Genomic DNA, 25,462 nt, shown 5'->3' with positions numbered 1-25,462 from the left:
TCATGATCCTTCAGGCGTACCGGGCCGGCTCCTGCCGGCGTGAAGTAATCAGCTTACTGACGACGGGTTCCGGATGCGATTCGGCTGCGCGGCCGGGACCATTGGTACCACTGCCGGCAGAGCAGCACAATCAGCACGATTTCGACGGCGGCCCCGCCGTAGTACATCACCAGGGCGCCCTGTTCCGCGGCTGCCGGCTCAATGCCCGGCGGCGGGTCAGCGTAGATGCCTTTGGCCAGGATGTTGTGGGCGGCAATGGAGAGGATCAGGACCACGGCACGCAACCGGTATCCGGCCCGGTGCGGTGACGGGTCCCGGCCAATGATCGAGGCGGTGAAGAGGTATCCGGCGGCCAGCAGATGGAAGGTGACCAGCCAGTGCACCGGCATGGAGTCCTGCATGGCATCCAGCAGCCCGGTGCGGAACATCAGGATCATGCCCCCGGTATTCAGGACGGCGGCGGTGACGGGATTGCCGAGGAAGCGTACAAACCCGCTTCTCAGCAATCGGGAGAGCCGGCGTGCGGGATAAACATCGAGAGTCCGCAGGGCCAGGGTGAAGGGGCGCGAGAGGACCAGGAGCAGCGGCGAAACCATACCGGCCAACAGGTGGGAGAAGCTCAGCACGGCGAAATCGGTATGTGAGAGTTCGGCCAGGGGATTCAGCACGGTCGCCAGCACTGCGGCTACCCCCAGGGTGAAGAACACCGTGCGGTGCCAGGGCCAGCTTCCGGACCGGGGCGAGAGCGCTCCGGCCCAGTACGCCACCAGCGCCACTACGGCGGGAATGAAGAAAAGCGACTCCGCCGGGAATCCGCCCTCACCGTGGCTATGCATCGGTCCTGGCGTCCGCGGCCGGGGGAACCGCAGCACGGGTACGCCACAGCAGCACGGCTCCGGAGAGCATCAGCAGCACGGCCACCGCGTTCCACACCGTGTCATACACCAGCAGGTCCACCTCGTAGCGGATCTGGTGCAGCCCCATGAGCTTGTGCTGCACCGTCCCGTCATACAGCTGGAAGGCTCCGGCGCCCAGCAGAACCCCGCCGGCCCAGCGCTGCAGGATGACCTCGTGCCAGCGGCGCAGATCCGCGAACAGGAACAGCCCGGCCACCACGGCGAACCAGCCGAAGGCGTGGAACAGGCCGTCCGAAAACAGCCCCGCTGCAGTAGTGGACCGGTCATAAAAGTGGTGCCACTGCAGTAACTGGTGAAAAACCACCTCGTCTACGAAAGCAGCCACCCCGATGCCGAAAAGGGCTCCGGAAAGGAGGTTGCGCCGCCGGGGGGACCGTGATGGAGGAAGCGGAGAAGCCATGTTTCGAACATAACACCGGGCCCCGCGCACCCGCAGGTCCGCCAGTGACAAGGTCCATCCCGGCAGCAAGGATGGAGGGATGTGGATCGGCGCGCTGGAAGTAGACCTGCTGCTGGGGGACGTGCACTCGCTGAAGGGCAAACGCTCGCTCGTCCGGCCCATCCTCGCCGAGCTGCGGCGGAAGTTCGATGTTTCCGCAGCAGAGGTCGGGTCACTGGACCTGCATCGCAGGGCTGCCATCGGCGTGGGCGTGGTGGCCGCGGACCGCAGGCATGTGGTGGATGTGCTCGACGCCGCCGAACGGCTGGTCGCTGCCCGGCCGGAAGTCCAGCTGCTGAGCACCCGGCGCCGGCTATTCACGGCAGAGGACTAGCCGACCTCCGCCTGACCTCGCCACGGTGGAGGCAATGGGGAACAATTGGGCGGGTGAGTCTTAGCGCAGCACCCGCCCCCGCCCCTTCCGCTCCCGATGCCGAGGTCATTGCCCAGCTGGCTGCCGAATTGGGGGTGGCGCCCTGGCAGGTCCGTGCAGCAGTTGAACTGCTCGACGGCGGGGCCACCGTTCCCTTTATTGCCAGGTACCGCAAGGAAGTCACCGGCACCTTGGATGACGCCCAGCTGCGCGAGCTCGATGAGCGGCTGCGGTATCTGCGCGAACTGCAGGACCGCCGCCGGGTCATCCTGGCGGCCGTGGAAGCGCAGGGGAAACTGACCCCCGAACTGCGTGCCGCCGTCGTCGCCGCCGACACCAAGTCCCGCCTCGAAGACATTTACCTGCCGTACCGCAGCAAGCGGCGGACCAAGGCCCAGACCGCACGGGAAGCCGGGTTGGAGCCGCTGGCCGATGCCCTGCTGGCCGACCCGCGGCGCTCCCCGGAGAAGGAAGCCGCGGCCTATTTGGGCGACGGGGTCCCTGATGCCGCCGAGGCGCTCGCCGGTGCCCGGGCCATCCTCATTGAGCGCGTCTCCCAGGACGCGGACCTGCTGACCGAGCAGCGGGAGAAGCTCTGGCGGCAGGGCCGGATGCGCTCGCAGGTCCGCCCGGGCAAGGAAACCGAAGGGCGCAAGTTCACCGACTACTACGACTTTTCCCAGTCACCGTCGGGGATGCCCTCACACCGGGTACTGGCACTGTTTCGGGGCGAGAAGGAAGGAATCCTGGAACTGAGCCTGAGTGAAGGAGACCCGGCCGACGCCGAGGCCCTCGCCAAGGCCAGGGCCCGCTATGAACGGTCCGTAGCCGCGCGGCTGGGCGTGGCGGACCGGGGACGTCCGGCGGACGCGTGGCTGGCGCAAACCGTGCAGTTGGCCTGGCGCCGGATCCTGGCCAAACTTTCCGTGGACCTGCGGGTCCGCCTGTTCACTGACGCGGAGGCTGAGGCCGTACGGGTGTTCGCGGCCAACCTCCGCGATGTCCTGCTGGCTGCCCCGGCGGGCAACCGGGCCACCCTGGGGCTCGACCCCGGACTGCGGACCGGCGTCAAAGTGGCGGTGGTGGACGGCACCGGCCAGGTGGTGGCCACGGACACCGTGTATCCGCACGCTCCGGCGCGGCGCTGGGACGAGGCACTGGCGACACTTGCCGGACTGGTCCGGCAGCACGGCGTCGAACTTATTGCCATTGGCAACGGCACCGCGTCCCGCGAGACGGACAAGCTGGCCGCCGAACTGATCCGGATGCTGCCGGCAGGCACGCAGGTGCGGAAATTGGTGGTGTCCGAGGCGGGGGCGTCCGTGTACTCAGCCTCGGCACTGGCTTCCGCTGAGCTGCCGGGCATGGACGTGTCGCTGCGCGGGGCGGTGTCCATTGCCCGCAGGCTCCAGGACCCGCTGGCAGAACTGGTGAAGATTGATCCGAAATCCATTGGTGTGGGGCAGTACCAGCACGACGTCACACCGGCCAAACTCGAGCGGTCCCTGGACGCGGTGATTGAAGACTGCGTTAATGCCGTGGGCGTGGACCTGAACACCGCCTCACCCGCGCTCCTGACCCGGGTGGCCGGCGTCGGCCCGCTGCTTAGCGAAAACATTGTGGCGTACCGCAACGCCAACGGCCCGTTCACCCGGCGCCGGGACCTGGTGAAGGTGCCCCGGCTGGGTGCCAAGGCCTTTGAACAGTGCGCCGGCTTCCTGCGCGTCACAGGCGGGAGCGAACCGTTGGACGGGACCAGCGTGCACCCGGAGTCCTACCCCACGGCGCGGAAGGTCCTGGCCGCGGCCGGGGCCACCATGAGTGCGGCAGGTGCCACCCTGGACGGGGTTGATCCGGCAGCTTTTGTGGACGGTACCGTTGGCCTGCCCACGGTCCTGGATATTCTGGCTGAGCTGCGCAAACCCGGCCGCGACCCACGCCCGGCCTTTGAAACGGCAACGTTCTCGGAGGGCATTGAAAAGATCTCGGATCTGCGTCCGGGGATGATCCTGGACGGTGTGGTAACCAATGTTGCGGCCTTTGGTGCCTTCGTGGACGTGGGAGTGCACCAGGACGGCCTGGTGCACATCTCCGCCATGTCCACCAGCTTTATCTCCGATCCCCGCGAAGTGGTGAAATCCGGGCAGGTGGTCAAGGTCAAAGTGCTGGAGGCGGATCCGGACCGCAAACGCATTTCGCTGACGCTCCGGCTCGACGACGACGCCGAGGGACCCGCGGGCGGCCGGCCGCGGCGTCTGCCGTCACCGGCAGCACCGGCAGGCAGCGCCGGAACCAAGCGATCCGTTCGGCAAGCCCGGTCCGACGCTGGGAAACCGCCGGCCAAGGCGGGTGTGGGGAAGTCTGCCCGGGGAGGCGACAGCAAGCCGGCCAAAACCGGGGCGCCGTCGTCGTCCGCGTCCACCCCCGCCGCGAAGGCTGGCAGGGGCGGACCACAGACCACGGTTCCCACCGGTGCCATGGCCGACGCCATGCGGGCTGCCGGGCTCCTGAAATAGGGCGGTGCCGGGCTCAAGGAGCGGTGCCCGGCGCAGGACTGCGCCCGGTGTGCGTGCGGAAGAGCTAGTCGGGGTTGCCGGGCCGATCGGCCGCTTCGGCTTCGTCCGCCTGATCCGGTGAGGCAGGTACGGTGCCCGCGGCATGGGTGCCCTGGTCCTCGCGGATGTTCCCGGCCGAGTGCGAAGAGCTTCCCGGCCTACGGGGTTCTCCGGTGGGGCCGGGCTGAGGTGCGCTCGGACCCAGCGGGTCCTCGGCGTCGTTGGCTGGTCCGGTGGGTTCAGTAGTCACGGTGTCCTCTCGGTGATGCTTGCTTCTTCTGGAAAATCAGTTGCGGCTGATCAGTGTGCCCAGCAGGCTGCCGTCCAAGGCCGCCAGCAATGCGCGCGGATCCTCGTAGACCTCTTCGGCACCGGCCTCGCGCAGTTCGGCTTCGCTGGTACCGCCGCAGGTCAGTCCGATGGTAGGGATGGAGAGCTTGCTTGCCGCTTTCACGTCCCAGACGGAGTCGCCCACAAAAACGGTGTCTGCTGCGTCCAGTCCGCCCGATTCCAGTGCCGCCTCCAAAATGTCAGGGGAGGGTTTGCTGGCATCGGCATCGCCGGAGCTGGTGGCGCCGCTGATGGCCGAATCGGCGTCGATCACGGTGCGCAGGAACCCGAGCTCAGCCTCCGAAGCGGAGGAGGCCAGCACCACGGTCAGGTCCTTGCCGGCGCAGGCCTTAAGCAGGTCCCCGGCGCCGTCGAACGCGCGCAGCGAAGGCCACCAGGTGGAGAAGATGGCGCCGTGGGTGCTGTCGAGCTTTTCGTCCTCCTCCTTGTTGCGGTCCTCGCCAAGGAGGTGTTCCACGAGTTTGTCCCCGCCCATGCCAATGCCGCGGTGGATGGCAGACATGGGAACGTCATGTTCCATCCGGCGGAATGCCTGCCACCAGCAGACCGCGTGCAGATAATTGGAATCCACGAGGGTGCCATCGACATCGAAAAGGACTCCGCGCTTGCCGTTGCCGGAACTGCTCATAGCTTGCCGCCTTCGTTATCCGTAGTGCCTGTGCCTGCTGTCGAGTCTAGTGCCGGGTCCGGGAACCCTGCCCCTCCCGGGGGGGCCAGGAAGGCGCGAAGCTGCCGTTCCACCACGCTCAGTTCCTTGAGCTCACATTCCCACACCACCAAAACCTCCCAGCCCGCCGCCTCAAGGCCGGCCCGGGCAGCGGCATCCCGTTCCACCGTGCGGTTTCGTTTTGCGGACCAGAACGCGCTGTTGGTTTGCGGGGCATGCTGCCCGGCCCGGCAGGAGTGGACATGCCAGAAACAGCCGTTGATGAACAGGACCTTCCGGCGGCCGGCGAACACCAGGTCCGGCTTCCCTGGCAGACGGGCGGGACCGTAGCTTCCGTGTAACCGGAACCGATATCCGGCGGAGTGCAGGAGGCGGCGGACCAAAAGCTCCGGTTTTGTGTCCTTGCCCCGGATGCGGGACATGTTCCGGCTGCGCTGCTCGGGAGTGAGGATGTCGGCCATGGTCCCAGTCTAGGAAAAGGTCACGATTGGGTTTCGCGCTACCCGGATTGGCTGGAGGGGATTTCCAAAGCCATAAGGTCGCTTACTATTGAAGTCACTGATAAACCCTTACAAGGAGGTAAGTGATGTCGGGCTACTTCAAGCTGGTGGACGCCCACGAGGGAAGTTACCGGATCAAGCTCATTTCCGGTGACGGGACGCTGATGGCAGTGTCCGCCACCTTCGACACCAAGCAGGATGCGGCGGCGGGAATCGAGCAGTTGCGCGAGATTGCCGGCACCGGCCCCGTGGTTGACCAGAGCAAGGACGCGGACGTGTTGGGGGCAGCCAACAGCTCTGCGCCACGGGCGGCTGCCAACTAAACCGGAAGTATGTAGAGCACCAGTAACACGGCATTTTCAGCAACACAGCACCTCCGCACTACGGAACAGGCCCCGTCCCCACCGTTTTAGGTGGGGACGGGGCCTGTTCTACGTCTCCGGGAGCTGCCGCGTCACCTGACGCCGGGTTCCCGGTGCCTAGGTCTGGTCCTCGCCGCCCTCAGCGGGTTCCTGAGGGTGGACCTGCGCCTCGTTTTCCTCATCCTTGCCGTTGCCCTCCGCAGGCTGCTGCGGATGCGTCCGGCCGGAGTCCTTTTCCTCGCTGCCCTGCTCGCTCATGGGATTCTCCACTTCGCTCACGGCCGGCACCGGCGGACGCCGGTTCTCCTGTGGAGCGGCCTTCGTTCCAGTCTAGGGACTTGGCCCGGTGTGGGAACCCCGGACGGTTCAACCCGTCCCCGTCCCGCCGGGCGGCTGCGATAAGTGCGGGGCAGGGCGATCAGACACTCCCTCACAAACTGCTGGCCTGTACCGCACACTGCCGGTAGCGTGAGCCGGATGCAGCCCAAAGACGCAGATGTCATTGTTGTAGGAGCAGGCCTCGCCGGCCTGGTGGCCACCGCCGAGCTGGTGGCGGCCGGACAAACCGTGATCCTGGTGGAACAGGAGGGTCAGCAGAGCCTCGGCGGCCAGGCATGGTGGTCCTTCGGCGGGTTGTTCCTGGTGGATTCACCGGAACAGCGCCGGCTCCGGGTCAGGGATTCCGTGGAACTGGCCTGGCAGGACTGGCTTGGCACGGCCGGCTTTGACCGGGAAGAGGATTACTGGCCGCGCCGCTGGGCCGAGGCGTACGTGCATTTCGCCGCCGGGGAGAAACGGGCCTGGCTGCAGCAGATGGGACACCGCCTTTTCCCGGTGGTGGGCTGGGCGGAGCGCGGCGGGTACGGCGCCAACGGTCCGGGCAACTCCGTGCCGCGTTTCCACATCACCTGGGGTACCGGCCCCGGGATCACCGCACCCTTTGAAGCGAAGGTGCGCGACGGCGTCGAACGCGGCCTGGTCCGCCTGGCCTTCCGCCACCGGCTGGATGAGCTGGTCCTGACCAACGGGGCCGTGACCGGAGTGCGCGGCAGCGTGCTGGAACCCACGACGACGCCGCGCGGCACGGCCTCGTCGCGGACGGTTACCGGCGACTTCGAATTCACTGCTTCTGCGGTGATCCTGACTACCGGCGGCATCGGCGGAGACCATGACGCGGTGCGGGCGGCCTGGCCGCAACGGATGGGACCGGCACCAAAGAACATGCTCAGCGGCGTGCCTGAACACGTGGACGGCCGCGGAATCGGGATTGCACAGGCGGCCGGCGGGCGGGTAATCAACCCGGACCGGATGTGGCATTATGTGGAAGGCATCCGGAACTGGGACCCGGTATGGAAGAACCACGGGATCCGGATCCTGCCCGGGCCGTCTTCCCTCTGGCTGGACGCGGCCGGCAACCGGCTGCCGGTTCCGCTCTTCCCCGGTTTCGATACCCTCGGCACGCTGGAACATCTGCGCCGCAGCGGGCACGACTACAGCTGGTTCATCCTCAACAAGTCGATCATCCGCAAGGAGTTTGCCCTCTCCGGGTCCGAGCAGAACCCCGACCTCACCGGCAAATCGGTACGGGACGTGCTTCGGCGGGCCACCGCGGGCGTACCGGCACCCGTGCAGGCCTTCCTGGACCACGGTGAGGATTTCCTGACGGCCGATTCCGTGGAGGAACTCGTGGCCGGAATGAATGTGCTGGCCAAAGGATCTTCGGCGCAGGGGCAGGTCCCCGAGCTGTCCGTTGACGCGGTCCGCAGTGAGCTGGAGGCCCGGGACCGCGAAATCCTCAATCCGTTCAGCAAGGATTCCCAAGTCACCGCAATCCGGGGCGCACGCACGTACCTTGGCGACCGGCTTATCCGCACGGCCGCCCCGCACCGGATTCTGGACCCCAAGGCAGGACCACTGATTGCCGTCCGCCTTTCGGTGCTGACCCGCAAAACCCTCGGCGGATTGGAAACTGACCTGCAGTCACGGGTCCTGGGTGACGACGGCGCTCCGGTGCCGGGGCTCTTCGCCGCAGGCGAGGCAGCGGGATTCGGCGGCGGCGGTATGCACGGCTACCGGTCCCTGGAAGGCACGTTCCTGGGCGGATGCCTCTTCAGCGGCCGTGCAGCCGGCCGAGCTGCGGCCGGGCAGGGCACCGCACAAACATAGGCACCGCACAAACATAGAGGCGCCGCTTAAAGACGCCCGGCCGGGACAGCAGCCGCATGGATGCCGTCCCGGCCGGTGCGGGAGTTAAAGGGACTAGCCCGCGTAACCCATCTTCCGGGCCTGCCGGTATTCCTTCATCTGGTTGTAGTAGGCGCTGGCCGGGCCCATGAACAGCATGACCACGCCGGCAATAAGCAGCAGGATGGAGACCAGGCTGAGGATGCCGGCCGGTGAACCGTTGACCCCGATCAGGCTGGTGAGGGACAGGCCGGCGAAAACGGCCATGACGATCCGGGCCCAGTTGTGTCCCTTACGGGCGAACACAGCGAACAGGACGTTGACGGCAAGGCTGATCACGCCGATAACGACTGCTGTGACCAGGCCAATGGTGACGGCCGTATCCACATCGGAGCCGGTCAGGCCGCTGGCGCGTGCCAGTTCAGCGCGGCCTGCATCGGAGGTCAGGGTAGCCACGGACAGAACCAGACCGATGAGGCTCGCAACAGCCGAGGCGATCAGCAGCCAGAAGCCGCGCTCCACGGCCGAGGGCCGCTGCGGCTCGTTGGCTACAGGGGCGGATTCTCCGCCGCTGTACGCGCCGTAGTTGTAATTAGGCGTGCTCATAGTAATTTTCCCCTTTTGTTTCACACGAATAATGAATGACTATCAGTGAAGACCCAAACGATGTCCTGCCCAGCCTAGCCAAGTCAAAGCCCCAATGGGTCCCCATAACGGTGGATATTCCCGGGGTTTTTGCCCGGCTTCCGAAACCGGGCTCCACCGAATGGAGGATGTGCGGGCAGGTCACGCGGTGGTGCTGGCTGCCGGGTGCGGAAAGAGCGGGAATAAAGGGTGTGTCTGTGGCCGTTCCCCACTGTATGCAAACGCATGAAAAGGAGAATCGGATGACTGATCGCAGGCTAGTGGTGGTTTCGGGCGGGCTGGGCGTTCCCTCGTCCTCGCGGATGCTGGCCGATGCTCTGGCAGCGGCAGCGCGGACGGAAATCGAAGCCGGCGGACTGAGCGCATCCGTCAGCACCTTCGAGCTGCGGGAATACGCCGTGGACATCGCCAACACCATGGTCACCGGCTATGCGCCTCCGCGATTGGAAGCGGCCATCAACGAGCTCGTCGCCGCCGATGCCCTGATTGCCGTCTCTCCGGTCTTCACCGCCTCCATGAGCGGCCTGTTCAAATCCTTCTTTGACGTCATCGATAATTCGTCCCTTGACGGCAAGCCCGTACTGATCGGCGCCACCGGCGGAAGTGCCCGCCATTCCATGGTGCTGGACTATTCCATGCGCCCCATGTTCAGCTACCTGCGCGCACGGACGGCCCCCACCGCTGTTTACGCTGCTCCCGGCGACTGGGGGGAAGGCGAAACCGGCACCGGTTCCCTGGACCAGCGGGTCCGCCGTGCTGCCGGCGAGCTGGTTGCCCTGATGGGGGATGCTCCCGCTCCACAGCCGCGGGCGGCCGCGGCGCCGCAGAAGCTTGCTGAAACGTCACCGCCGTTCGAAGAGCTGCTGGCCCAGACGCAGCGCAAGTAGCGTCCGCGGTGGCCAATCCGGCCGGGACCCTGCCCGGCCGGACCCGCGGACCCTATACTTTTGGGACTGCCAGCTCACTTCGAACGGGGACCGTTCATGGAACCGAGCGTTGCAATCCTGCCTCAGGCCAGCGACTACCTGCTTCAGGCGGTGCACGCCGGCGGGGGCGTGGTTGAACCGCTTTCCCCGAGCACTCTCGGACTGGTCCTTACAGGCGGCCTCTCCCGGGATGCGCTGGAAACCGTACTGCTGCAGCATCCGCACCTGACCTGGATCCAACTGCCGCTGGCAGGTGTGGACGCATATGAGGACCTGATCCTGCGCACCCCGGACCGCCAATGGACCAGTGGCAAAGGCGCCTTTGCGCAGCCGGTGGGTGAATTCGCCCTGGCGTTGACCCTGGCAGTACTTCGCTCGGTGGACACCTTTGCACGGGCACGGTCCTGGGGGAGTCCGCAGGGCGTTTCACTGCATGGGAAGAACGTAACCGTTGTCGGAGCCGGGGGAGTGGGTCGGGAGATCCTGCGCCTGGTCTCAGCCTTCACCGACCACGTCACCATGGTGCGTGCCCATGACCGGCCCGTGCCGGGGGCGGGAAGAACCGTCACCGACGCCGGGCTGGACGGCGTGCTGCCCGGCACGGAGGTCCTGATTCTGGCGGCACCCATGACGGCTGCCACGGAGCATCTGGTCGATGCACGGCGCCTGGCACTGCTTCCTGCCGAGGCGTTCCTGATCAACATTGCCCGCGGCCCGTTGGTGGATACGGATGCGCTAGTCGCTGCCCTGGCCCAGGACCGCCTGGCCGGAGCGGCCCTGGATGTCACCGATCCGCAGCCCCTGCCGGACGGCCACCCGCTGTGGTCCGAGCCCAGGGCGCTGATAACCCCGCACAGCGGTGAAACACAGGACATGATCCGTCCGCACTTTGCCCGGCGGGTGCGGAACAATGTGCACAACCTGGCGGTCGGAGCGCCGCTGGAAGGTTTGGTGGACGCGCAGGCGGGCTACTGAGCCCATGCCGGCGGGCCGCTCCCCGGCCCGGGTTTAGGTATCCACGGCCGGTCCGGAGGCGACGTCGCCGTCCCATCCGAGATTGCGCGCCATCCGCTGCAGCACCGTCAGCAGGGCGGCATATTCTTCTTCGGTAATCTCTTCGGTCATCAGGCCGCGGATGCGGTCCACTGCCCCGCGGAGGTTTTCCAGGCTGCGCCGGCCCAGATCGGTGAGCTCATACTGCTCCGCGTCCAAGGCCACCCACCCAGATTCGCGCAGTTCCTCAATGAGCTCCTCGGAGGTACCGGTTTCCACCGCGGGGAAAAACGGCCGCAGCCCGTCCGCCAGCTGTTTCTGTGAGGCAGGGCCCTCCACCAGGAGGTTCATCATCTGCCATTGCCGGCGGGTAACCCCATGCTCCTCAAAGCTGGCACCGAACTGGTCATCAACCAGCTGGTCTACGAGTTTGAGCCAGAATCCAATGGGCCGCTCCTGAGTCGCCATCACTCCACTGTACAAATCAAACACCCTGCCGGGAACCCTTGGGCCTTCGGCATTGCGCCTAGTCCAGCCGCGCCCGCGTACCGCAGCGCGGACAGGGTGCGGACCTGGCCAGTTCCATGCAGACAATACAGACGGGGAGCTGTCCGGTGTCATCGCGCAGCGGACGGTTTGGCATGTGCTTGCCGCAATACGGCACGGGCCGGCGGGCGCGGCGCAAAGCCTGCTGTTTACACGGGGTGCAGAACACGTGCACCAGATCATCTTCATCCCTCGGCGGTGCTTCCACCGGTCGGGTCAGGGTAGATTCCCGGACGCTCATTACCTTTCCTTGCCACGTGGTACCGGGGCCCGGAGCCGCAGGGCAGCCAACAGGCCTAGTTCCACGGTAGCTTTTTCTACACTCCGTAGAAAAAGTGGGGGTGCGCGGAAGCCGCTGTTCCACGGGCTTCACGGACCGGTGGCGTGCCCTATTTCACGCGGCAGTTATTGCAGCAGTGCCCGGATGTCCTCAGCGGTCAGGGCGGAACTGAAGACGGCGTCGTCGTCCATGACGGAACTGAAGAGTTTGGCCTTCTGTTCCTTCAGCGCCATGACCTTCTCTTCGATGGTGTCCCGGGCCACCATGCGGTAGACCATCACGTTGTTCTTCTGCCCGATCCGGTGCGTGCGGTCCACGGCCTGGGATTCCGCTGCGGGGTTCCACCACGGGTCCAGCAGGAAGACGTAGTCCGCCTCGGTCAGGTTCAGGCCGAAGCCGCCGGCCTTCAGGCTGATCAGGAATACAGGCACCACGCCGTCCTTGAAGGAGGCAATCACCTCCGCACGGTTGCGGGTGGAGCCGTCCAGGTAGGCATACTTGATGCCCTGCTCGTCCAGCCGGTCCGCTGCCTTTTTCAGGAAGGAGGTGAACTGGCTGAAGATCAGTGCCCGGTGGCCCTCGGCGGTGATGTCCTCCAGCTGTTCAAAGAGGACGTCGAGTTTGGCTGAGGGCACGCCCTCGTGTTCTTCCTCGACCAGGGAGGCGTCGAGGCTGAGCATGCGCAGCAACGTCAGGGACCGGAACACGATCATCCGGTTGCGGTCCATATCCTGGATCAGGCCCATCAGCTTTTGGCGTTCCCGCTGCAGATGCGTTTCATAGATTTTGCGGTGTTTGGGGTGCAGCTCCACTTCCAGGACCTGTTCCTGTTTCTCCGGCAGGTCCTTGGCCACGGCTTCCTTGGTCCGGCGCATCAGCAGGGGCCGGATACGCCGGCGCAGCCGGGCGAGCAGGTCCGGGCTGTCGCCGCGCTCGATCGGCCGCTGGTACTCATCGGCAAACTTCCGGGCGGAGGGGAACAGTCCCGGCGCCACAATGGCAAAGAGCCCCCAGAGCTCCATCAGGTTGTTTTCCATCGGGGTGCCGGTGATGGCCAGTTTGAAGGGAGCCGGCAGGTCGCGGGCGCACTGATGCACGCGGGTTACCCGGTTTTTCACAAACTGGGCCTCGTCCAGGATCAGCCCGTCCCAGTCCAGTTTCCGATAGGAGGCGAAGTCCAGCCGGAACACGGCGTAGGAGGTAATGACGACGTCGGCGCCGGCCACCACCTCGGCCAGCGGCACCTTGGACTTGGCTGTGGTGTCTCCGATGGTCACTACCTTGAGGCCGGGAGTGAAGCGGGCCGCTTCGGATCCCCAGTTCGGCACCACGGACGTGGGGGCCACCACCAGGAAGGGCCGGGGCTCCGGGGCGCCGGGGGACTGCCCGGGGTTTCGGTCCTGGCCGGCCTGCTTTTCGCGGGCGTGGGCCAGCAGGGCCAGCGTCTGCAGGGTTTTACCCAGGCCCATGTCATCGGCGAGGATGCCGCCAAGCCCGTGGTCCCAAAGGAAAGCCAGCCAGTTGTACCCCTCGTGCTGGTACGGCCGGAGGTTGGCCTGCAGTCCGGCCGGCAGCGGCACCGGCTCTACGGATTCCAGGTCCAGCAGGGCGGAGACCGATTCCCGCCAGGCAACGGCTTCCTCGGTTTCCTCCGCCAGCTCCTCCAGCTCGGACCACAGCCCGGCTTGGTACCGGCTGATGCTCAGTTCCCCGGTGTCCCACTCCTGCAGCCCCTGCGCCTCATTGATCAGGGCATGGAGGTGCTCAAACTCCGGACGGTCCAGTGACAGGTAGGTGCGGTCCACCAGCAGCAGCTTGGTCTTGCCCTGGGCGATGGCCTTGAAGATGTCAGCAAACGGGACCAGACGGCCCTCTACCGTGACCATCACCGCCAGATCGAACCAGTCGCGGCGTTCGGTTTCCACCGTGGTGATCTTCAGCTTGGGTGCTTCAAGCAGTTCGCGGTAGTCGGGCCGCTGGCCCTGTATTTCCACTCGCAGGCCTTCGGTCCCCTCCAGCACCGGCAGCAGGTGCTCAGTGAACTCGGCGGCCTCAATGCCGTGCAGTGTCCGGTTCCGCGGCACGGCGGACAGCGCCTTTCCAGCTGCGGCCAGCAGCGCACCTTCGGCGGGAACGTCCCGGTAGGAGGTGTCGGCGTCGTCGGACGTGCCGGGGGACCTGCCCGTCAGCGGCAGCCGGGTCACGGTGCTGCCGTGGCGGTATTCCCACTCCCAGCGCAGGGCCAGCTGATCCTCGGCGCCGAAGGCGGCGGTGAGGACCAGGACGGGCGGGGAGATTTCCGGGAACTCGACCGATTCGTCGCTGCTGGTCACCGGCAGCACCTGGCGCAGCCGCGGATAGAACTTTTCGAGGAACACTCCGGCGTCCGCCCGGGGCACCATCACCGGAGCGCCCTGCAGCAGCAGGCCCTTGTCCTGTTCCGTAAGGGTTTTGGCAGTGGGTGCCAGGGTGATGGTGTTCTGCGGGGAACGCAGGTAAATGCCGTGACTGCCAATAATGCCGGCATCCTCCATGGGGACCACGGTGCCGTCGATTTCCAGCGTAGGCAGCAGCTGCAGGGGTGCCGGGGTTTCCACGCCGGCGGCGCGGACGTCCAGTGAGAGGGTGGCGAGTTTCCCTACGCGGACCTGGGCGTCTTTTTTGCTGCCGACAAACGGGATACCCAGACGGGTGGCTTCCTCCAGCAGCTGCCAGAGCAGCGGATTGGCGAAATCGTCCAGGTACAGCCAGGAGTCGTTCTGCCCGAAATAGCTCACCCCGTTGGAGCGGTGCAGTGCCGGGAACTGGGAGAACCAGCGGTGCTGGTCCGGATCCAGCCGCAGCCCGTATGTCTGGTAGCTGATGTTGCTCCAGGCCAGGTTGTTCTTCACCCAGTTGCCCTTGGTATTGCGCACCACAGGGCGGACCCCCAGGCGGAAGGGAGTGGCCCGGTGCTGGCTGCGCGGGGCGGGCGCGCCCCACCGGGTGGCCGCAGCCACGATATTGCGCAGTTCAAACTGGAGGGCCAGGGGGGTTGTTTCCACCGCCTTGGTGCCATCCGCCAGGTCCGCGTCAATCAGGGTCTGCAGGGACTGCTGCCAGGCCGGCACCGTGGGCCTTGATACCGGGGCGGAGAGCTCCTGCCGGGCGCGCAGATGCTCGGCATTGCTCTGCAGGGCCGCCGCTGCCACGTGCTTGCAGTCAAAGCCCAGGGGACAGCTGCAGTGGTTGTCCAGCAGCCGGTAGTCGCCCTGCCGTTTGGCACCCAGCTGCAGCAGGGTCCGGTAGGGTGCCGCCGCGCTGCCGCGGACCTGCGCACGCAGCACTTCGCCGGCCGGATCCCATTCCAGGGACTCCACGGCCCCGCCCCGCGAGTAGGTCTGTCCGCGCTGGAACGCGGAGCCGCCCACCACGCGGATGACGTCGGTGACGTCGACGAGCGGAGGGGTTTCAGGCATGGTTTTATCGTCTCACGCAGCACCGACCGTTTATGCGGCCGGCTCCGGCGGGCGGATTTGGTGACCACCGGGGGGCCATGCCTAGGATGGTGGGTAACGCGGATCACAATGGCGTGATCTGCGTGCTAAGTCTTCTGCATTGTTCAGAGGGCCCGCCCGGAGATGACGGACGGCAGGCTGGAGGCGGCCACCCAGGCAGCCACCAGCAGAACCAGCACTGCGAACGCGCGGCTGACTACTCGCTCATTCAGCCGCCGGGACAAGCGCCCCGCTGCCAGGGAAGCGATGACCGCCACGGCGGCAAAGGACAACGTCAATGCCCAGTCCATGGTCAGGCCCGGCAGATGGGCGGCAAACCCCGAAGCCGAGTTGATGGCGATTACCGCCAGCGAGATTCCCACCGCCTGCTGCATACCCACCCGCAGAATCAGCGTGAGGGCTGGAATGAGCAGGAAACCGCCGCCGACCCCCAGCATCCCGGTGAGGAAACCGACCACCAGGCCGACGGTGAGCCCGCGGACGAGCATCCCGCGGATGGCCGCTTCCGGGCTTTCTCCCGCCGGGCTTTCCCCCGGAGGGCGGGCGGTCCGCGCCGCCGCCCCGACGCGGCTGGCCAGCAGCATTCGGACGGCGGCAAGCACCATCATCCCGGCGAAGAACAGCATCAGGACGTCCGGATCCAGGCGTTCAGCAACGGCGGCGCCGGCCCATGATGCAGGAATCCCCGCCGCACCAAGAACGGCCACCAGGCGCCAGTTGATGCCAACATGCCGGCGGGGGAGCAGGCCCGCCAGCGACGACAGTCCCACCACAATCAGCGAGGTGGGAACGGCATCCTCCGGGTCCAGGCCCACCAGGTATACGAGCGCCGGTACGGCAATGATGGCACCGCCCGCCCCGGTCAGGCCCACCACGGCGCCGACGACGAGGGCAACTGCCACTCCGACCACACTCATGGACTCCACGCTCGCACCGGGGGAGCCCGCAGACTAGGCGGCGCCGTCGCCGGCCGTTCAGTCGTGCTATCTTTTGGAAGATAAATCTGATTTATTGTCGCTTCGGTCACACAAGTCAGATGTAATGACGCGTCTGAGGAGTCTATTGTCATGTCGTTGGCAAACCCGGGTGTTCCCCCGCTGATCGTGATGGGGGTGCAGGGGTGTGGGAAATCCACCTCCGGACGCGCCATTGCAGAAGCGCTGTCCCTGCCCTTCATCGACGGGGATGATCTGCATCCGCTCAGTAACAAGGCAAAGATGGCCTCCGGCCACCCGCTGACGGACGCTGACCGCGAACCCTGGCTGGCAGCCATCGGTACCGCCCTGGCCGAGGGACTCAGCCGCGGACAATCCACCGTCATCGCCTGCTCGGCCCTGAAACGCCGGTACCGGGACCTGATCCGCTCCTTCGCGCCCCGGACGCGGTTTGTGCACCTTGCCGGGAACCGCGGCCTGATCGCCGAACGCCTCTCGCACCGGAACCACGAATACATGCCTCCTGCGCTGCTCGATTCCCAGTTCGAAACACTGGAACCGCTGGAAGCTGATGAAGCAGGCATCCCGGTGGACATCAACCTCACGCCCGAGGAAATTGCCGCCGTCGTGGCAACCGTGCTCACCAGCCGCTGACTTCCCTCCCCCTAACCAACCGTTTTATCCAGATAGGACAACGATGACCGATCTAGAGCTCAACTGGACGTTGAGTACTCCCGGCCTGCTCCTCATCGCCGTGGCCGCCATTGCGCTGCTGCTGGTGATGATCATGAAGTTCCGCATTCATGCCTTCCTGTCACTGATCACGGTCAGCCTGCTGACCGCCGTCGCCACCGGAATCCCGGCCTCGGGAATTGTGCCCACACTGACGTCCGGGTTCGGCTCCACGCTGGGCAGCGTTGCCCTGCTGGTGGGCCTGGGCGCCATGCTCGGGCGGATGCTCGAGGTCTCCGGCGGTGCCGAGGTCCTCACCAACGCGCTGATCAACAAGTTCGGCCAGAAGCGGGCCTCGCTGGCCCTGTCCATCGCGTCGCTGATGTTCGGCTTCCCGATCTTCTTTGACGCCGGCCTGGTGGTCATGCTGCCGATCATCTTCACCGTTGCCCGCCGGATGGGCGGCTCACTGCTGACCTACGGTTTCCCGGCTGCCGCCGCGTTCTCCGTGATGCACGTTTTTGTGCCGCCGCACCCCGGCCCCGTGGCTGCCACGGGCCTGCTGGGCGCCGACGTCGGGCTCGTCCTGATCTTCGGCCTGCTGGTTGCCATTCCCACCTGGTACCTGGCCGGTTACCTGTTCGGCACCTTCCTGGGCAAGAAGTTTGTCCTCCCGGTCCCGTCCATCCTGGACGCACCCACCGGCTCGGCGGAATCCGAGTTCCGGTCCGCTCCGAAGCTGGGCACCATCGTGACCCTGCTGATGCTTCCCTTCTTCCTGATCTTCCTGAACACCGGCCTGAACATGCTGGCCACTGCCGAAGTGGTCTCCCTGGAGGACGGCTGGGTGCAGATCCTGCGGACCCTGGGCGAAACCCCCGTGGCCCTGCTGATCACGGTGTTCCTTGCCATGTGGCTGCTGGGCCGCCGCCAGGGCAAAAAAGGAACCCTCATTGAAACGGTGGTGGACAGTGCCCTGGGTCCGGTCTGCTCCATCATCCTGATCACCGGTGCCGGCGGAATGTTCGGCGGAGTGCTGCGCGCCTCCGGAATCGGCAACGCCATTGCCGAATCGCTGGACGCCATCGGACTTCCGGTCATTGTGGCCGGCTTCCTGATCGCCGCCATTGTGCGGCTGGCGCAGGGCTCGGCCACAGTGGCGCTGACCACCGCCGCGGCGCTGGTCCAGCCCGTGGTGATGGACAGCCCCGACTTCAACGCCGTGCAGGTGGTGGCCATTGTGCTGGCACTGGCGGGCGGATCGGTCTTCGCAGGACACGTCAATGACTCCGGCTTCTGGCTTATCAGCCGCTTCTTCCAGATGGATACCAAGACCACGCTGAAGACGTGGACCGTGGGCCAGGCGCTGATCGGCGTCGTCGGCTTCGCCTTCGCGCTGGTGATCTACCTGGTGGCCTCCGGGTTCTAGCCGCAGGACATGCAAAGGGCGGGCAGGCCGGAAGGCCTGTCCGCCCTTTTCGTTCAGCGGAGCCAGGGTCGGTGCTACACCCCTTCAACCGCACGCAGCCGGCCCGAGCGAACTGCCGCAGCGAAAGCGGAGTAATCCTGCTCGTTTTGGTCGGCGTACCGTTCGCAGAAGCCGGCCACCGAGTTGTCGAACTTGTCGCTTTTGCCCAAATAAGCGGAAATCGCAACGGGGTCCCCGGACCTGGCATGCGCCCGGGCCAGGGTCCAACCGCAGATCCGGGCATAAAGCTCCATACCGTAGGGCTTCATCGCCTCAACGGCTATGGAACCCTTCATATCCCTCAGCTGGCGCCAGTAGAGGTAGCGGTTGTCCTGTACGCCCCTGGTCCAGCCCAGGAAAATATCGCTTGCCGCCTGGATCATGCGTTGGCCCTGCACCACCCGGGCACCCGGCTGCCGGTACTTGCTTTTGGGGAGGTGGTCCTCCAGGACGGAGCGGGTGGCTTCCTTGACCTGCAGGAACAGCGGATCACCGGCATCGCGGCCCTGCAACAACACGATGAAGCTCCGGGTACCCACGCTGCCGACTCCCACTGCCTTGCGGGCGACGTCGACCACTTCGAAGCGCTCAAGGAGCTGGCGCCGATCTTCCTGCAGGCTCGCCCGGTAGGACCGGAGCTGGTCCCGGATGGCTGTTTCCATTTCCTCGGCCGTCAACCCCCATGAAACGTCGAGCTCCCTCAGGGGAACGATGATGGGCGGCCGGCTAAGAATCCGGTATGACCCGTCTACCTCTTCGGCCAGCTTTGACAGTGCATGCAGGCTGTCCCGGGAACGGGCCTTCCGGGCTGTCTCCTTGGCCGTCCTTTTGACGTGTTTGGCGGCCTTCTTGTCTGCCTTGCCCTTGCCGGACTCCGCTGCGCGCCGGATGGTTTCCGCAACGTCCTGCTCCGCCAGATGGGCGTACCAAATGTCCATGGTGTCCATGTGCGCGAAGTCCTGCATTGCTTCCCGATAGGACCGAACCGCGGCCCCGGTGACCGTCCGGGTCTCTTCCGTGGAGAAGCCGTTGTTCCGGGCTGCGATGGTGAAACTCGCGGCCAGCCGCAGAACGTCATATTCAAACGGACCCGGAAGTGTCTCGTCGAAATCGTTCAGGTCGAACATCAGCGCCCGTTCCGGTGAGGCGAAGACCCCGAAATTGGACAGGTGCGCGTCCCCGCACAGCTGGACCGTCAGGCCCGCGCGCGGCATATCCCTGAGATCGGCGGCCATGACCTTGGCCGTGCCGCGGTAGAAGGTGAACGGCGAAGCGAGCATCCGGCCGTGCCGCACCGGCACCAGATCCGGATCGCGGGTGCGGTTTTGTGCCTCGATGAGCGTCACCGGGTCCGGGCGGCCCGATGCAGGCCCCCACCCCTGATGGGCGGAAACGGAAGTCGATTGTCGGAGGTCCTTGCCTGCTGCTGCCCGCTCCGCGACAGTGGGACGGGTGGTTTGGGTGCTTCCCATGGTCCGCGGCCTCTCTGCAGCAGTTCGCTGCTTCCCTCGGTCAGGCCCTGCGGGGTCAGGTTACCGCCGGCGATCTTCCTTAGGCCAGCGGTGAGCCCAAACCTCCGCCCTCGACCCTCACGGTGCACGCATCCCGGAAGGTGAGTACCGGGCAGGCCCCACCGCCCCCGCCCCGTGAACGCCGCTGATCCAACAGCTACGGAGGACAGGATGGTCCCGCTATTGCTCGCAGCCGCGGTAATGCTGGCCTACAGCGCCTTTTCGTCGCCATTGAGCCGGCACGGCGTGACCAGCGCGATGGTGTTTGTGCTCGCCGGGTCCATCCTGGGCGCGACGCTCGGCGGATCGGCCCACGTGGAAGGCCACACGGTTGAGCGGCTGGCAGAACTGGCCCTGGTCTTCCTTCTCTTTACCGACGCCGCACGGCTGGATCTCGGCGTCCTGCGGCACAGCCTTGGCTGGCCGGGCCGGTTACTGCTCATCGGCCTCCCGCTGACCCTCGTTCTTGGGTTCGGGGCAGGATTTCTCCTCTTCCCGGAGCTTCCGCTCGCCAGCGTCTTCCTCCTGTCCGCCATGCTCTGCGCCACCGATGCGGCGCTGGGCCAGCGCGTGGTCGAAGACCCGGCTGTGCCGGGCCCGGTACGCCAGGCACTGACCGTGGAGAGCGGCCTGAACGACGGTATTGCCGTGCCCTTCTTCCTGGTGGCCCTGGACATCACCATGGCACCGCTGGAGGGCAGCCTCCCCTCGGCAGTCGCGGCCGCCATTGCCGGGCAACTCGGGTGGGGCCTGCTGGCCGGGGTTGGGGTGGGAGCCGCTGGCGGGTACCTGCTGCGGGCTGCGGCGGAGAGAATTCAGCCCGAATGGCGCCAGCCGTTTAGCCTGGCCGTTGCCCTGGGCGCGTATGCGGCAGCGGTATCCCTCGGTGGCAGTGCCTTCATCGCGGCGTTTGTGGGCGGTATGGCGTTCCGTCTGGCCTCCGGCCCCGGGATCGTGGCGCCCACCCGCTTCACCGCGGAAACGGGGCAGGTGCTGGCGGCGGCAACCTGGATGATCTTCGGTGCCGTTGCAATTCTGGCCGCACTGCCGCACATTACCTGGCAGGTGATTGCCTACGCCGTGCTGAGTCTCACCGTCATCCGGATGCTGCCGGTCGCCGTCGCGCTGCTGGGCAGTGGGGCCCGCTGGCAGACCAGGGCCTTTATCGGCTGGTTTGGCCTGAGAGGACTGGCCTCGGTGGTGTTCGGGCTGTTGGCCTTTGAGCGTGGGACCCCGGAAGCGACCACGCTTATCACCACTGTGGCCGTGACCGTGGGACTGAGCGTTTTCGCCCATGGGTTCTCGGCCAAACCGCTCGTAGCGGCTTTCCAACGATGGACCGCTGCAAACCCCGGCGGGCCGGGTTAGGATCGCCGCGTGAACAACATCAGCGATCTGCAGGACTGGTCCGCCTCTCTGCTCACGGGCGAGCGGGTCCGCTTCCGTGAACTGCGGGAGCAGGACCTGCGGCACCTCGCCGAGTGGTGGAATGACCCGGCTCAGGCCATCCTGCAGCAAAACCGGGTGGTTGCACGGCCGGAGGAGTCCGCAGCAGCCATGTTCCGGACCTGGAGCAAAAACGACTCACCCTCAGGATTCGGCTACAGCATCGTGAACCCTGCCGAGCGGCTGGTGGGGCATATCAGCGTCTGGGGCATCGCGGTGCCCGAGCGGATTGCCACCGTGGCGATCATCATCGGCCCGGAATTCCAGGACCAGGGCATAGGCCGGGAAGCGCTGCGGCTGGGCCTGCGGATTGTGTTCGAGGAAATGGGTGCGCACAAAGCGGAACTGCAGACCTGGTCCTACAACCATCGGGCGCTGCACCTCTACACGTCACTGGGATTCGCTGAAGAGGGCCGCCGCCGAGCCGCCGTGTTCCACCGCGGAGCCTTCCACGACCAGGTGCTGCTGGGCATGCTGGCGGACGAGTACCGGGCCTCCACCGCCGGGTAGGGGCTAGCGGGGGAGAGCGGGCGAGGGTACCGCGATGCTGGCCAGCCAGTCATTTACGAGCGCCGAAACCACCGCGGGACGCTCCATATACAGGTGGTGGCCTGCGGCGTCGAGCACGGCAAAGGTCCCGCGCACATAGTGATCCCGCAGCGCCAGGCCGTCCTCATACCCGGTGACGTGGTCCTGCCGCCCGAAGATATGCAGCGACGGCGCCTCGAACGGTTCCGGATACGCTTCCTCCGGTTCCCGCTGCAGCGCGTAGTCCGCGGCAATCCGCTCGGTCACCTGCGGATCCGTTCCGCGCAGGCCGGGAAGGACAAACTCGTTGAACGCGGCAAGCGTGTCCGGAGTCTGGATCACGGCAATACCCAGGAAATCGCCGTCGACCTCCTGCTCGGGAAGATCCGCACGGATGACGGCGGGCGCGGGGAGTACCCGCTCGTTGTGATCGGCAGTGAAGACGGCCCCGAGCGTGGCCAGCCCGAGCACCTGGCTGCGCATCGTGTGGGCCACATGGCGGGCAATCATGCCGCCGAAGGAATGTCCGATGATCGCGAACGGCTCCTCACCCAGCAGCTGCCGAAGTTCGTTGACGACGCCGTCGGCCACCTCCTGGGCGCTCGCAACGGATCCGGGAACCGCCTGCGCGGTCCACGGCAGGTCGAGGTAGATGCGCCGCCACGGGCCCTCGGCCAGTGAGGCGTCCAGGGGCAGCATGCTGCGGTGGTCCAGCTCGAATCCGTGCACCAGTACCAGCGGCCTGCCCTGCCCAACCTCATGCGCTATCACCGGATCATCCTAGGGCAGCTGCGTAAAAATCCGCGGTTCGTCGGCCCAGACACTGCCGACTTCCTCCATGGTGCGGCGCATGATCTTGTCCATGGCAGTGCGGGCGGCCTCGGGATCGCCGCCGGATATCGCGTCGGCCACGTCCATGTGCAGCTGCAGCGCCTCCTCATGCGGACGCTCGGGCATCAGCCCGTAGTCGGTCCGGCCACGCAGCACTTCGGCGATCATCGACTGCATCCGGGCAAACATCTCATTGCCAGAGGCTGCGAGCACCAGCCCGTGATAGTGGATGTCCAGGTCCAGGAACTGCTGCAGGTCTCCGGCCCGTCCCACGGAACGCATCTTGGCGGCGACGGCCATCAGCTCGGCGCCGAGATCGGAGGGGGCATGCCGGGCGGCGAGTTCCGCGGCGGCGGGCTCGACGGCGGAGCGCAGCTCGGTCAGTGAGCGCAGCTGGGCACCCTTACCGGCCGCGGCCAGCCGCCAGCGGATTACGGAGGGGTCAAAGACATTCCAGCTGGTTTCGGGCAGGACCCGGATGCCGACGCGCTTGACGCTTTCCACCAGGCCCAGGGACTGCAGCACGCGCACGGCTTCACGGGCTACGGAACGGGACACCTGCAGTTCGGTCTCGAGGTGCTCGGAGTGCATGGTGTCACCGGCCGCGAGGTCGCCGGAAATAATCCGGGTGCCCACGGATTCAATGACGAGGTTATGCAGCCTTGACGTCATGCGGCGGCCGGGATTCGAATCACCCGATCATTCTATGCATTGGATTCTTTCCTGCGCTCCGGACGTTCCGGGCGGCTGCGGAATATCGAATTCGGCACGCAGTTATTTTGATGGTTTATTCCCGCTCCGCCGGACGCGTAAAACGGTTGTGCATTCCCCCGCGCGGTCATAGCGTGACCGGACAATTCCAGCCCGAGAAGGAGCCATTCCCATGTCCGCTAACAGCACTGAGCTTTACGGCGTTTTCGCCGCCACAGGAAAACAGGGTTCAGCGACCGCCGAGGCGCTGCTGGAGCAGGGTGCCCGGGTTCGCGCCCTTGTGCGGCGGACGGATTCTCAGCAGGCCAGGGACCTGGAAGCACGCGGCGCCGAGGTGGTCCTGGCGGACCTGGACCGCCCGGAGACGCTCCGTCCGGCCATGGAGGGTTTGGACGCACTGTGGTTTATGACCACCATGAACACTCCCGCCGGTCCGGCCGGGGAGCCGCCCATGGCCAAGGCGCTCGGTGATGCCGCCGCGGAGGCCGGCGTCCGGCGCCTGGTCTTCAGTTCCGTGGACGGCGCCGAACGGAACAGCAGCGTGCCGCACTTCGACAGTAAGTACGACGCCGAGCAGTACCTGCGGGAGCTGCCCGTGGGGCTCACCGTGGTTCGTCCGGTCTTTTTTATGGAGAACCTGCCGTATCTTTCCGCAGTAGAGGACGGGGAAACGGTGCTGCGGATGCCCCTGCCGGACGGGATTCCGCTGCAGATGGTGGCCGTGCGCGACGTCGGCCGGGTGGCCGCTGCGGCGCTGCTGGACCCGTCAGCGGTACCCGGCGGCGCGCTAGGCATCGCCGGAGACGAACTGACCGGAAGCAAGATAGCGAATGTGCTCGGTGCCGCCGCCGGCCGGCCCGGACGGTATGAGCCGCTTCCCCTGGAGTCGCTGGAGGGACAGGCTGACTCGCAGGCGATGTTCCGCTGGTTCGGTGAGCTGCCTGCCTATCAGGGGGACTTCGAGGCAACCAACACGCTGGCCGGCGGTGCGCTGGACCTGGACGGCTGGTTGGCTACCCGCTGAGGGCAGCCGCCGGCAGGCCTTCTTACGGGCAGAGCGTGCGAAGGGAACTTAGGAGCTCGAGGCGCCGGCGTTGCCCTGTGGCCGGACCACGGGGAAACTGCCGTGTGACTGCTCGTCCTCTTCGAAGTGGTTGGCGGCCCGTCCCACTATCAGCGGGTCCGGTTCGTGGGCAATGGAGGTGTCCTTGTTCGGATAATCCACGGTGCTGAGTACATAGCGCATGGCTTCGAGCCGGGCACGTTTTTTATCATTCGACTTCACCACCGTCCAGGGGGCGTCCCCGGTGTCGGTGTAGAAGAACATGGCTTCCTTGGCCTCGGTGTAGGCATCCCACTTGTCCAGGCTGGCCAGATCGGTAGGGGAGAGCTTCCACTGTTTCACGGGGTCCGTCTCGCGGGCGGCGAACCGGGCCAGCTGCTCCTCGCGTCCCACGGAGAACCACAGCTTGTGCAGCAGCGTGCCGGAGTTGACCAGCATGCGTTCCAACTCGGGCACCTCACGCATGAACTCCAGATACTGCGCCGGCGTGCAGTACCCCATCACCCGTTCCACGCCGGACCGGTTGTACCAGGACCGGTCCATCATCACGATCTCCCCACCGCTGGGCAGGGTGCGGATATACCGCTGGAAGTACCACTGCGTCTGTTCCTCAGCAGTGGGTTTCTCCAAGGCCACGACGCGGGCGCCGCGGGGATTCAAATGCTCATTGAAGCGCTTGATGGCACCGCCCTTGCCTGCGGCGTCCCGGCCCTCGAAAATCAACAGCATTTTCTGGCCGGTTTCCTTCACCCAGAGCTGCATCTTCAGCAGTTCAATCTGCAGCAGCCGTTTCTGCCGTTCATAGCTGCGCCGGCTGAGTTTGGTGTCATAGGGGTAGTTCTGCCGCCAGGCATCATCGTCAGCCTTGACCTTGACCTTTTTGCCTTTGCGGTTCAGTTCCTGGATCTCTTCGAGTTCCTCGACATAGTCCTCTGAAACGGAAACCCGCCGTACGTCTTTCCGGCCGTTTTCACCCAGCTCATCAGGGGAGGCGTCCTTCGGTGTTTCCTTGGTGCTCTTATTTGTTGGCATGGCCCCTCCTGCGACGGTTCGTTATCCGAA

The 25,462-nt window shown here is 65.9% G+C and carries 25 protein-coding genes; 11 read left to right on the top strand and 14 right to left on the bottom strand.

The window, feature by feature from the left end; genetic code table 11:
• Positions 1-53 precede the first annotated feature (53 nt).
• Both AC5RVB_RS03555 and AC5RVB_RS03550 read right to left on the bottom strand, forming a co-directional pair.
• Positions 54-836, bottom strand: coding sequence for a cytochrome c oxidase assembly protein (locus tag AC5RVB_RS03555; protein ID WP_494141986.1), 783 nt, complete (start codon positions 834-836; stop codon positions 54-56).
• On the bottom strand, positions 829-1,317 hold the full coding sequence (locus AC5RVB_RS03550; RefSeq protein WP_227929176.1) for a DUF2243 domain-containing protein: 489 nt from the start codon (positions 1,315-1,317) through the stop codon (positions 829-831). Before AC5RVB_RS03550 ends, AC5RVB_RS03555 begins: the two co-directional genes overlap by 8 nt.
• A 79-nt stretch (positions 1,318-1,396) precedes the next feature.
• On the opposite strand from AC5RVB_RS03550, the gene AC5RVB_RS03545 reads away from it, so the two are divergent.
• Positions 1,397-1,690 carry a DUF503 domain-containing protein gene (locus AC5RVB_RS03545; protein WP_494141985.1) on the top strand — a complete coding sequence of 98 codons (294 nt, stop codon included), beginning with the start codon at positions 1,397-1,399 and terminating at the stop codon, positions 1,688-1,690.
• A 53-nt stretch (positions 1,691-1,743) separates the two neighbouring features.
• Positions 1,744-4,245, top strand: a complete 2,502-nt coding sequence (locus tag AC5RVB_RS03540; protein WP_494141984.1) for a Tex family protein — start codon at positions 1,744-1,746, stop codon at positions 4,243-4,245.
• A 64-nt stretch (positions 4,246-4,309) separates the two neighbouring features.
• Here the strand turns inward: AC5RVB_RS03540 and AC5RVB_RS03535 are convergent, their stop codons facing one another.
• From AC5RVB_RS03535 to AC5RVB_RS03525, 3 genes are read right to left on the bottom strand one after another with little or no spacing between them, the layout of a single operon-like run.
• Positions 4,310-4,534 carry a hypothetical protein gene (locus tag AC5RVB_RS03535; protein ID WP_227905580.1) on the bottom strand — a complete coding sequence of 75 codons (225 nt, stop codon included), beginning with the start codon at positions 4,532-4,534 and terminating at the stop codon, positions 4,310-4,312.
• Between the two features lie 36 nt (positions 4,535-4,570).
• A complete protein-coding gene (locus tag AC5RVB_RS03530) occupies positions 4,571-5,263 on the bottom strand; it encodes an HAD family hydrolase (RefSeq protein ID WP_494141983.1) in 693 nt (230 codons plus the stop codon).
• Positions 5,260-5,763, bottom strand: coding sequence for a very short patch repair endonuclease (locus tag AC5RVB_RS03525; RefSeq protein WP_494141982.1), 504 nt, complete (start codon positions 5,761-5,763; stop codon positions 5,260-5,262). The genes AC5RVB_RS03530 and AC5RVB_RS03525 overlap by 4 nt, the downstream gene beginning before the upstream one ends.
• 125 nt (positions 5,764-5,888) lie before the next feature.
• On the opposite strand from AC5RVB_RS03525, the gene AC5RVB_RS03520 reads away from it, so the two are divergent.
• Positions 5,889-6,125: a YegP family protein gene (locus AC5RVB_RS03520; protein WP_494141981.1), complete on the top strand. Its 237-nt coding sequence runs from the start codon at positions 5,889-5,891 to the stop codon at positions 6,123-6,125.
• Between the two features lie 156 nt (positions 6,126-6,281).
• Here AC5RVB_RS03520 and AC5RVB_RS03515 read toward each other — a convergent pair whose 3' ends face one another.
• Positions 6,282-6,422, bottom strand: a complete 141-nt coding sequence (locus AC5RVB_RS03515) for a hypothetical protein (RefSeq protein WP_290245660.1) — start codon at positions 6,420-6,422, stop codon at positions 6,282-6,284.
• A 219-nt stretch (positions 6,423-6,641) separates the two neighbouring features.
• Between AC5RVB_RS03515 and AC5RVB_RS03510 the strand changes: the two genes are divergently transcribed.
• A complete protein-coding gene (locus tag AC5RVB_RS03510; protein WP_494141980.1) occupies positions 6,642-8,330 on the top strand; it encodes an FAD-binding dehydrogenase in 1,689 nt (562 codons plus the stop codon).
• 93 nt (positions 8,331-8,423) lie between these two features.
• Here AC5RVB_RS03510 and AC5RVB_RS03505 read toward each other — a convergent pair whose 3' ends face one another.
• Complete coding sequence (locus AC5RVB_RS03505) at positions 8,424-8,954, bottom strand: hypothetical protein (protein ID WP_227905564.1); 531 nt, start codon at positions 8,952-8,954, stop codon at positions 8,424-8,426.
• A gap of 281 nt (positions 8,955-9,235) precedes the next feature.
• Between AC5RVB_RS03505 and AC5RVB_RS03500 the strand changes: the two genes are divergently transcribed.
• A complete protein-coding gene (locus AC5RVB_RS03500) occupies positions 9,236-9,880 on the top strand; it encodes a CE1759 family FMN reductase (protein ID WP_494141979.1) in 645 nt (214 codons plus the stop codon).
• 96 nt (positions 9,881-9,976) lie between these two features.
• Positions 9,977-10,894, top strand: a complete 918-nt coding sequence (locus tag AC5RVB_RS03495) for an NAD(P)-dependent oxidoreductase (RefSeq protein ID WP_494141978.1) — start codon at positions 9,977-9,979, stop codon at positions 10,892-10,894.
• 33 nt (positions 10,895-10,927) lie between these two features.
• On the opposite strand, the gene AC5RVB_RS03490 is transcribed toward AC5RVB_RS03495, so the two are convergent.
• The 3 genes from AC5RVB_RS03490 to AC5RVB_RS03480 form a co-directional block, all read right to left on the bottom strand.
• The gene (locus AC5RVB_RS03490) at positions 10,928-11,380 is read right to left on the bottom strand and encodes a MarR family winged helix-turn-helix transcriptional regulator (protein ID WP_290245655.1); all 453 of its coding nucleotides are present in this window, start codon (positions 11,378-11,380) and stop codon (positions 10,928-10,930) included.
• Positions 11,381-11,863: 483 nt separating this feature from the next.
• Positions 11,864-15,196 carry a DEAD/DEAH box helicase gene (locus tag AC5RVB_RS03485; RefSeq protein WP_494141977.1) on the bottom strand — a complete coding sequence of 1,111 codons (3,333 nt, stop codon included), beginning with the start codon at positions 15,194-15,196 and terminating at the stop codon, positions 11,864-11,866.
• A gap of 143 nt (positions 15,197-15,339) precedes the next feature.
• On the bottom strand, positions 15,340-16,152 hold the full coding sequence (locus tag AC5RVB_RS03480; protein WP_494141976.1) for a sulfite exporter TauE/SafE family protein: 813 nt from the start codon (positions 16,150-16,152) through the stop codon (positions 15,340-15,342).
• A gap of 150 nt (positions 16,153-16,302) precedes the next feature.
• On the opposite strand from AC5RVB_RS03480, the gene AC5RVB_RS03475 reads away from it, so the two are divergent.
• Positions 16,303-16,824: a gluconokinase gene (locus AC5RVB_RS03475; RefSeq protein ID WP_494141975.1), complete on the top strand. Its 522-nt coding sequence runs from the start codon at positions 16,303-16,305 to the stop codon at positions 16,822-16,824.
• Positions 16,825-16,867: 43 nt separating this feature from the next.
• Positions 16,868-18,271, top strand: coding sequence for a GntP family permease (locus tag AC5RVB_RS03470; RefSeq protein ID WP_290245651.1), 1,404 nt, complete (start codon positions 16,868-16,870; stop codon positions 18,269-18,271).
• 74 nt (positions 18,272-18,345) lie between these two features.
• Here the strand turns inward: AC5RVB_RS03470 and AC5RVB_RS03465 are convergent, their stop codons facing one another.
• On the bottom strand, positions 18,346-19,782 hold the full coding sequence (locus AC5RVB_RS03465) for a DUF2252 domain-containing protein (protein ID WP_494141974.1): 1,437 nt from the start codon (positions 19,780-19,782) through the stop codon (positions 18,346-18,348).
• Between the two features lie 210 nt (positions 19,783-19,992).
• On the opposite strand from AC5RVB_RS03465, the gene AC5RVB_RS03460 reads away from it, so the two are divergent.
• Together AC5RVB_RS03460 and AC5RVB_RS03455 are read left to right on the top strand one after the other, a co-directional pair.
• The gene (locus AC5RVB_RS03460) at positions 19,993-21,189 is read left to right on the top strand and encodes a cation:proton antiporter domain-containing protein (protein WP_494141973.1); all 1,197 of its coding nucleotides are present in this window, start codon (positions 19,993-19,995) and stop codon (positions 21,187-21,189) included.
• 9 nt (positions 21,190-21,198) lie between these two features.
• Positions 21,199-21,777 carry a GNAT family N-acetyltransferase gene (locus AC5RVB_RS03455; RefSeq protein WP_494141972.1) on the top strand — a complete coding sequence of 193 codons (579 nt, stop codon included), beginning with the start codon at positions 21,199-21,201 and terminating at the stop codon, positions 21,775-21,777.
• 3 nt (positions 21,778-21,780) lie between these two features.
• On the opposite strand, the gene AC5RVB_RS03450 is transcribed toward AC5RVB_RS03455, so the two are convergent.
• The gene (locus AC5RVB_RS03450; protein WP_494141971.1) at positions 21,781-22,566 is read right to left on the bottom strand and encodes an alpha/beta fold hydrolase; all 786 of its coding nucleotides are present in this window, start codon (positions 22,564-22,566) and stop codon (positions 21,781-21,783) included.
• Between the two features lie 9 nt (positions 22,567-22,575).
• Positions 22,576-23,298: a FadR/GntR family transcriptional regulator gene (locus AC5RVB_RS03445; RefSeq protein ID WP_227905532.1), complete on the bottom strand. Its 723-nt coding sequence runs from the start codon at positions 23,296-23,298 to the stop codon at positions 22,576-22,578.
• A gap of 211 nt (positions 23,299-23,509) precedes the next feature.
• Here AC5RVB_RS03445 and AC5RVB_RS03440 point away from each other — a divergent pair, with 211 nt between their 5' ends.
• Positions 23,510-24,361, top strand: coding sequence for an NmrA/HSCARG family protein (locus AC5RVB_RS03440; protein WP_494141970.1), 852 nt, complete (start codon positions 23,510-23,512; stop codon positions 24,359-24,361).
• 48 nt (positions 24,362-24,409) lie between these two features.
• Here the strand turns inward: AC5RVB_RS03440 and ppk2 are convergent, their stop codons facing one another.
• Positions 24,410-25,432: a polyphosphate kinase 2 gene (gene ppk2, locus AC5RVB_RS03435; RefSeq protein ID WP_494141969.1), complete on the bottom strand. Its 1,023-nt coding sequence runs from the start codon at positions 25,430-25,432 to the stop codon at positions 24,410-24,412.
• Positions 25,433-25,462: the final 30 nt, after the last annotated feature.

Source organism: Arthrobacter sp. Y3225209 (genome assembly GCF_059090685.1).
This window is presented reverse-complemented; position numbering and strand designations above follow the sequence as displayed.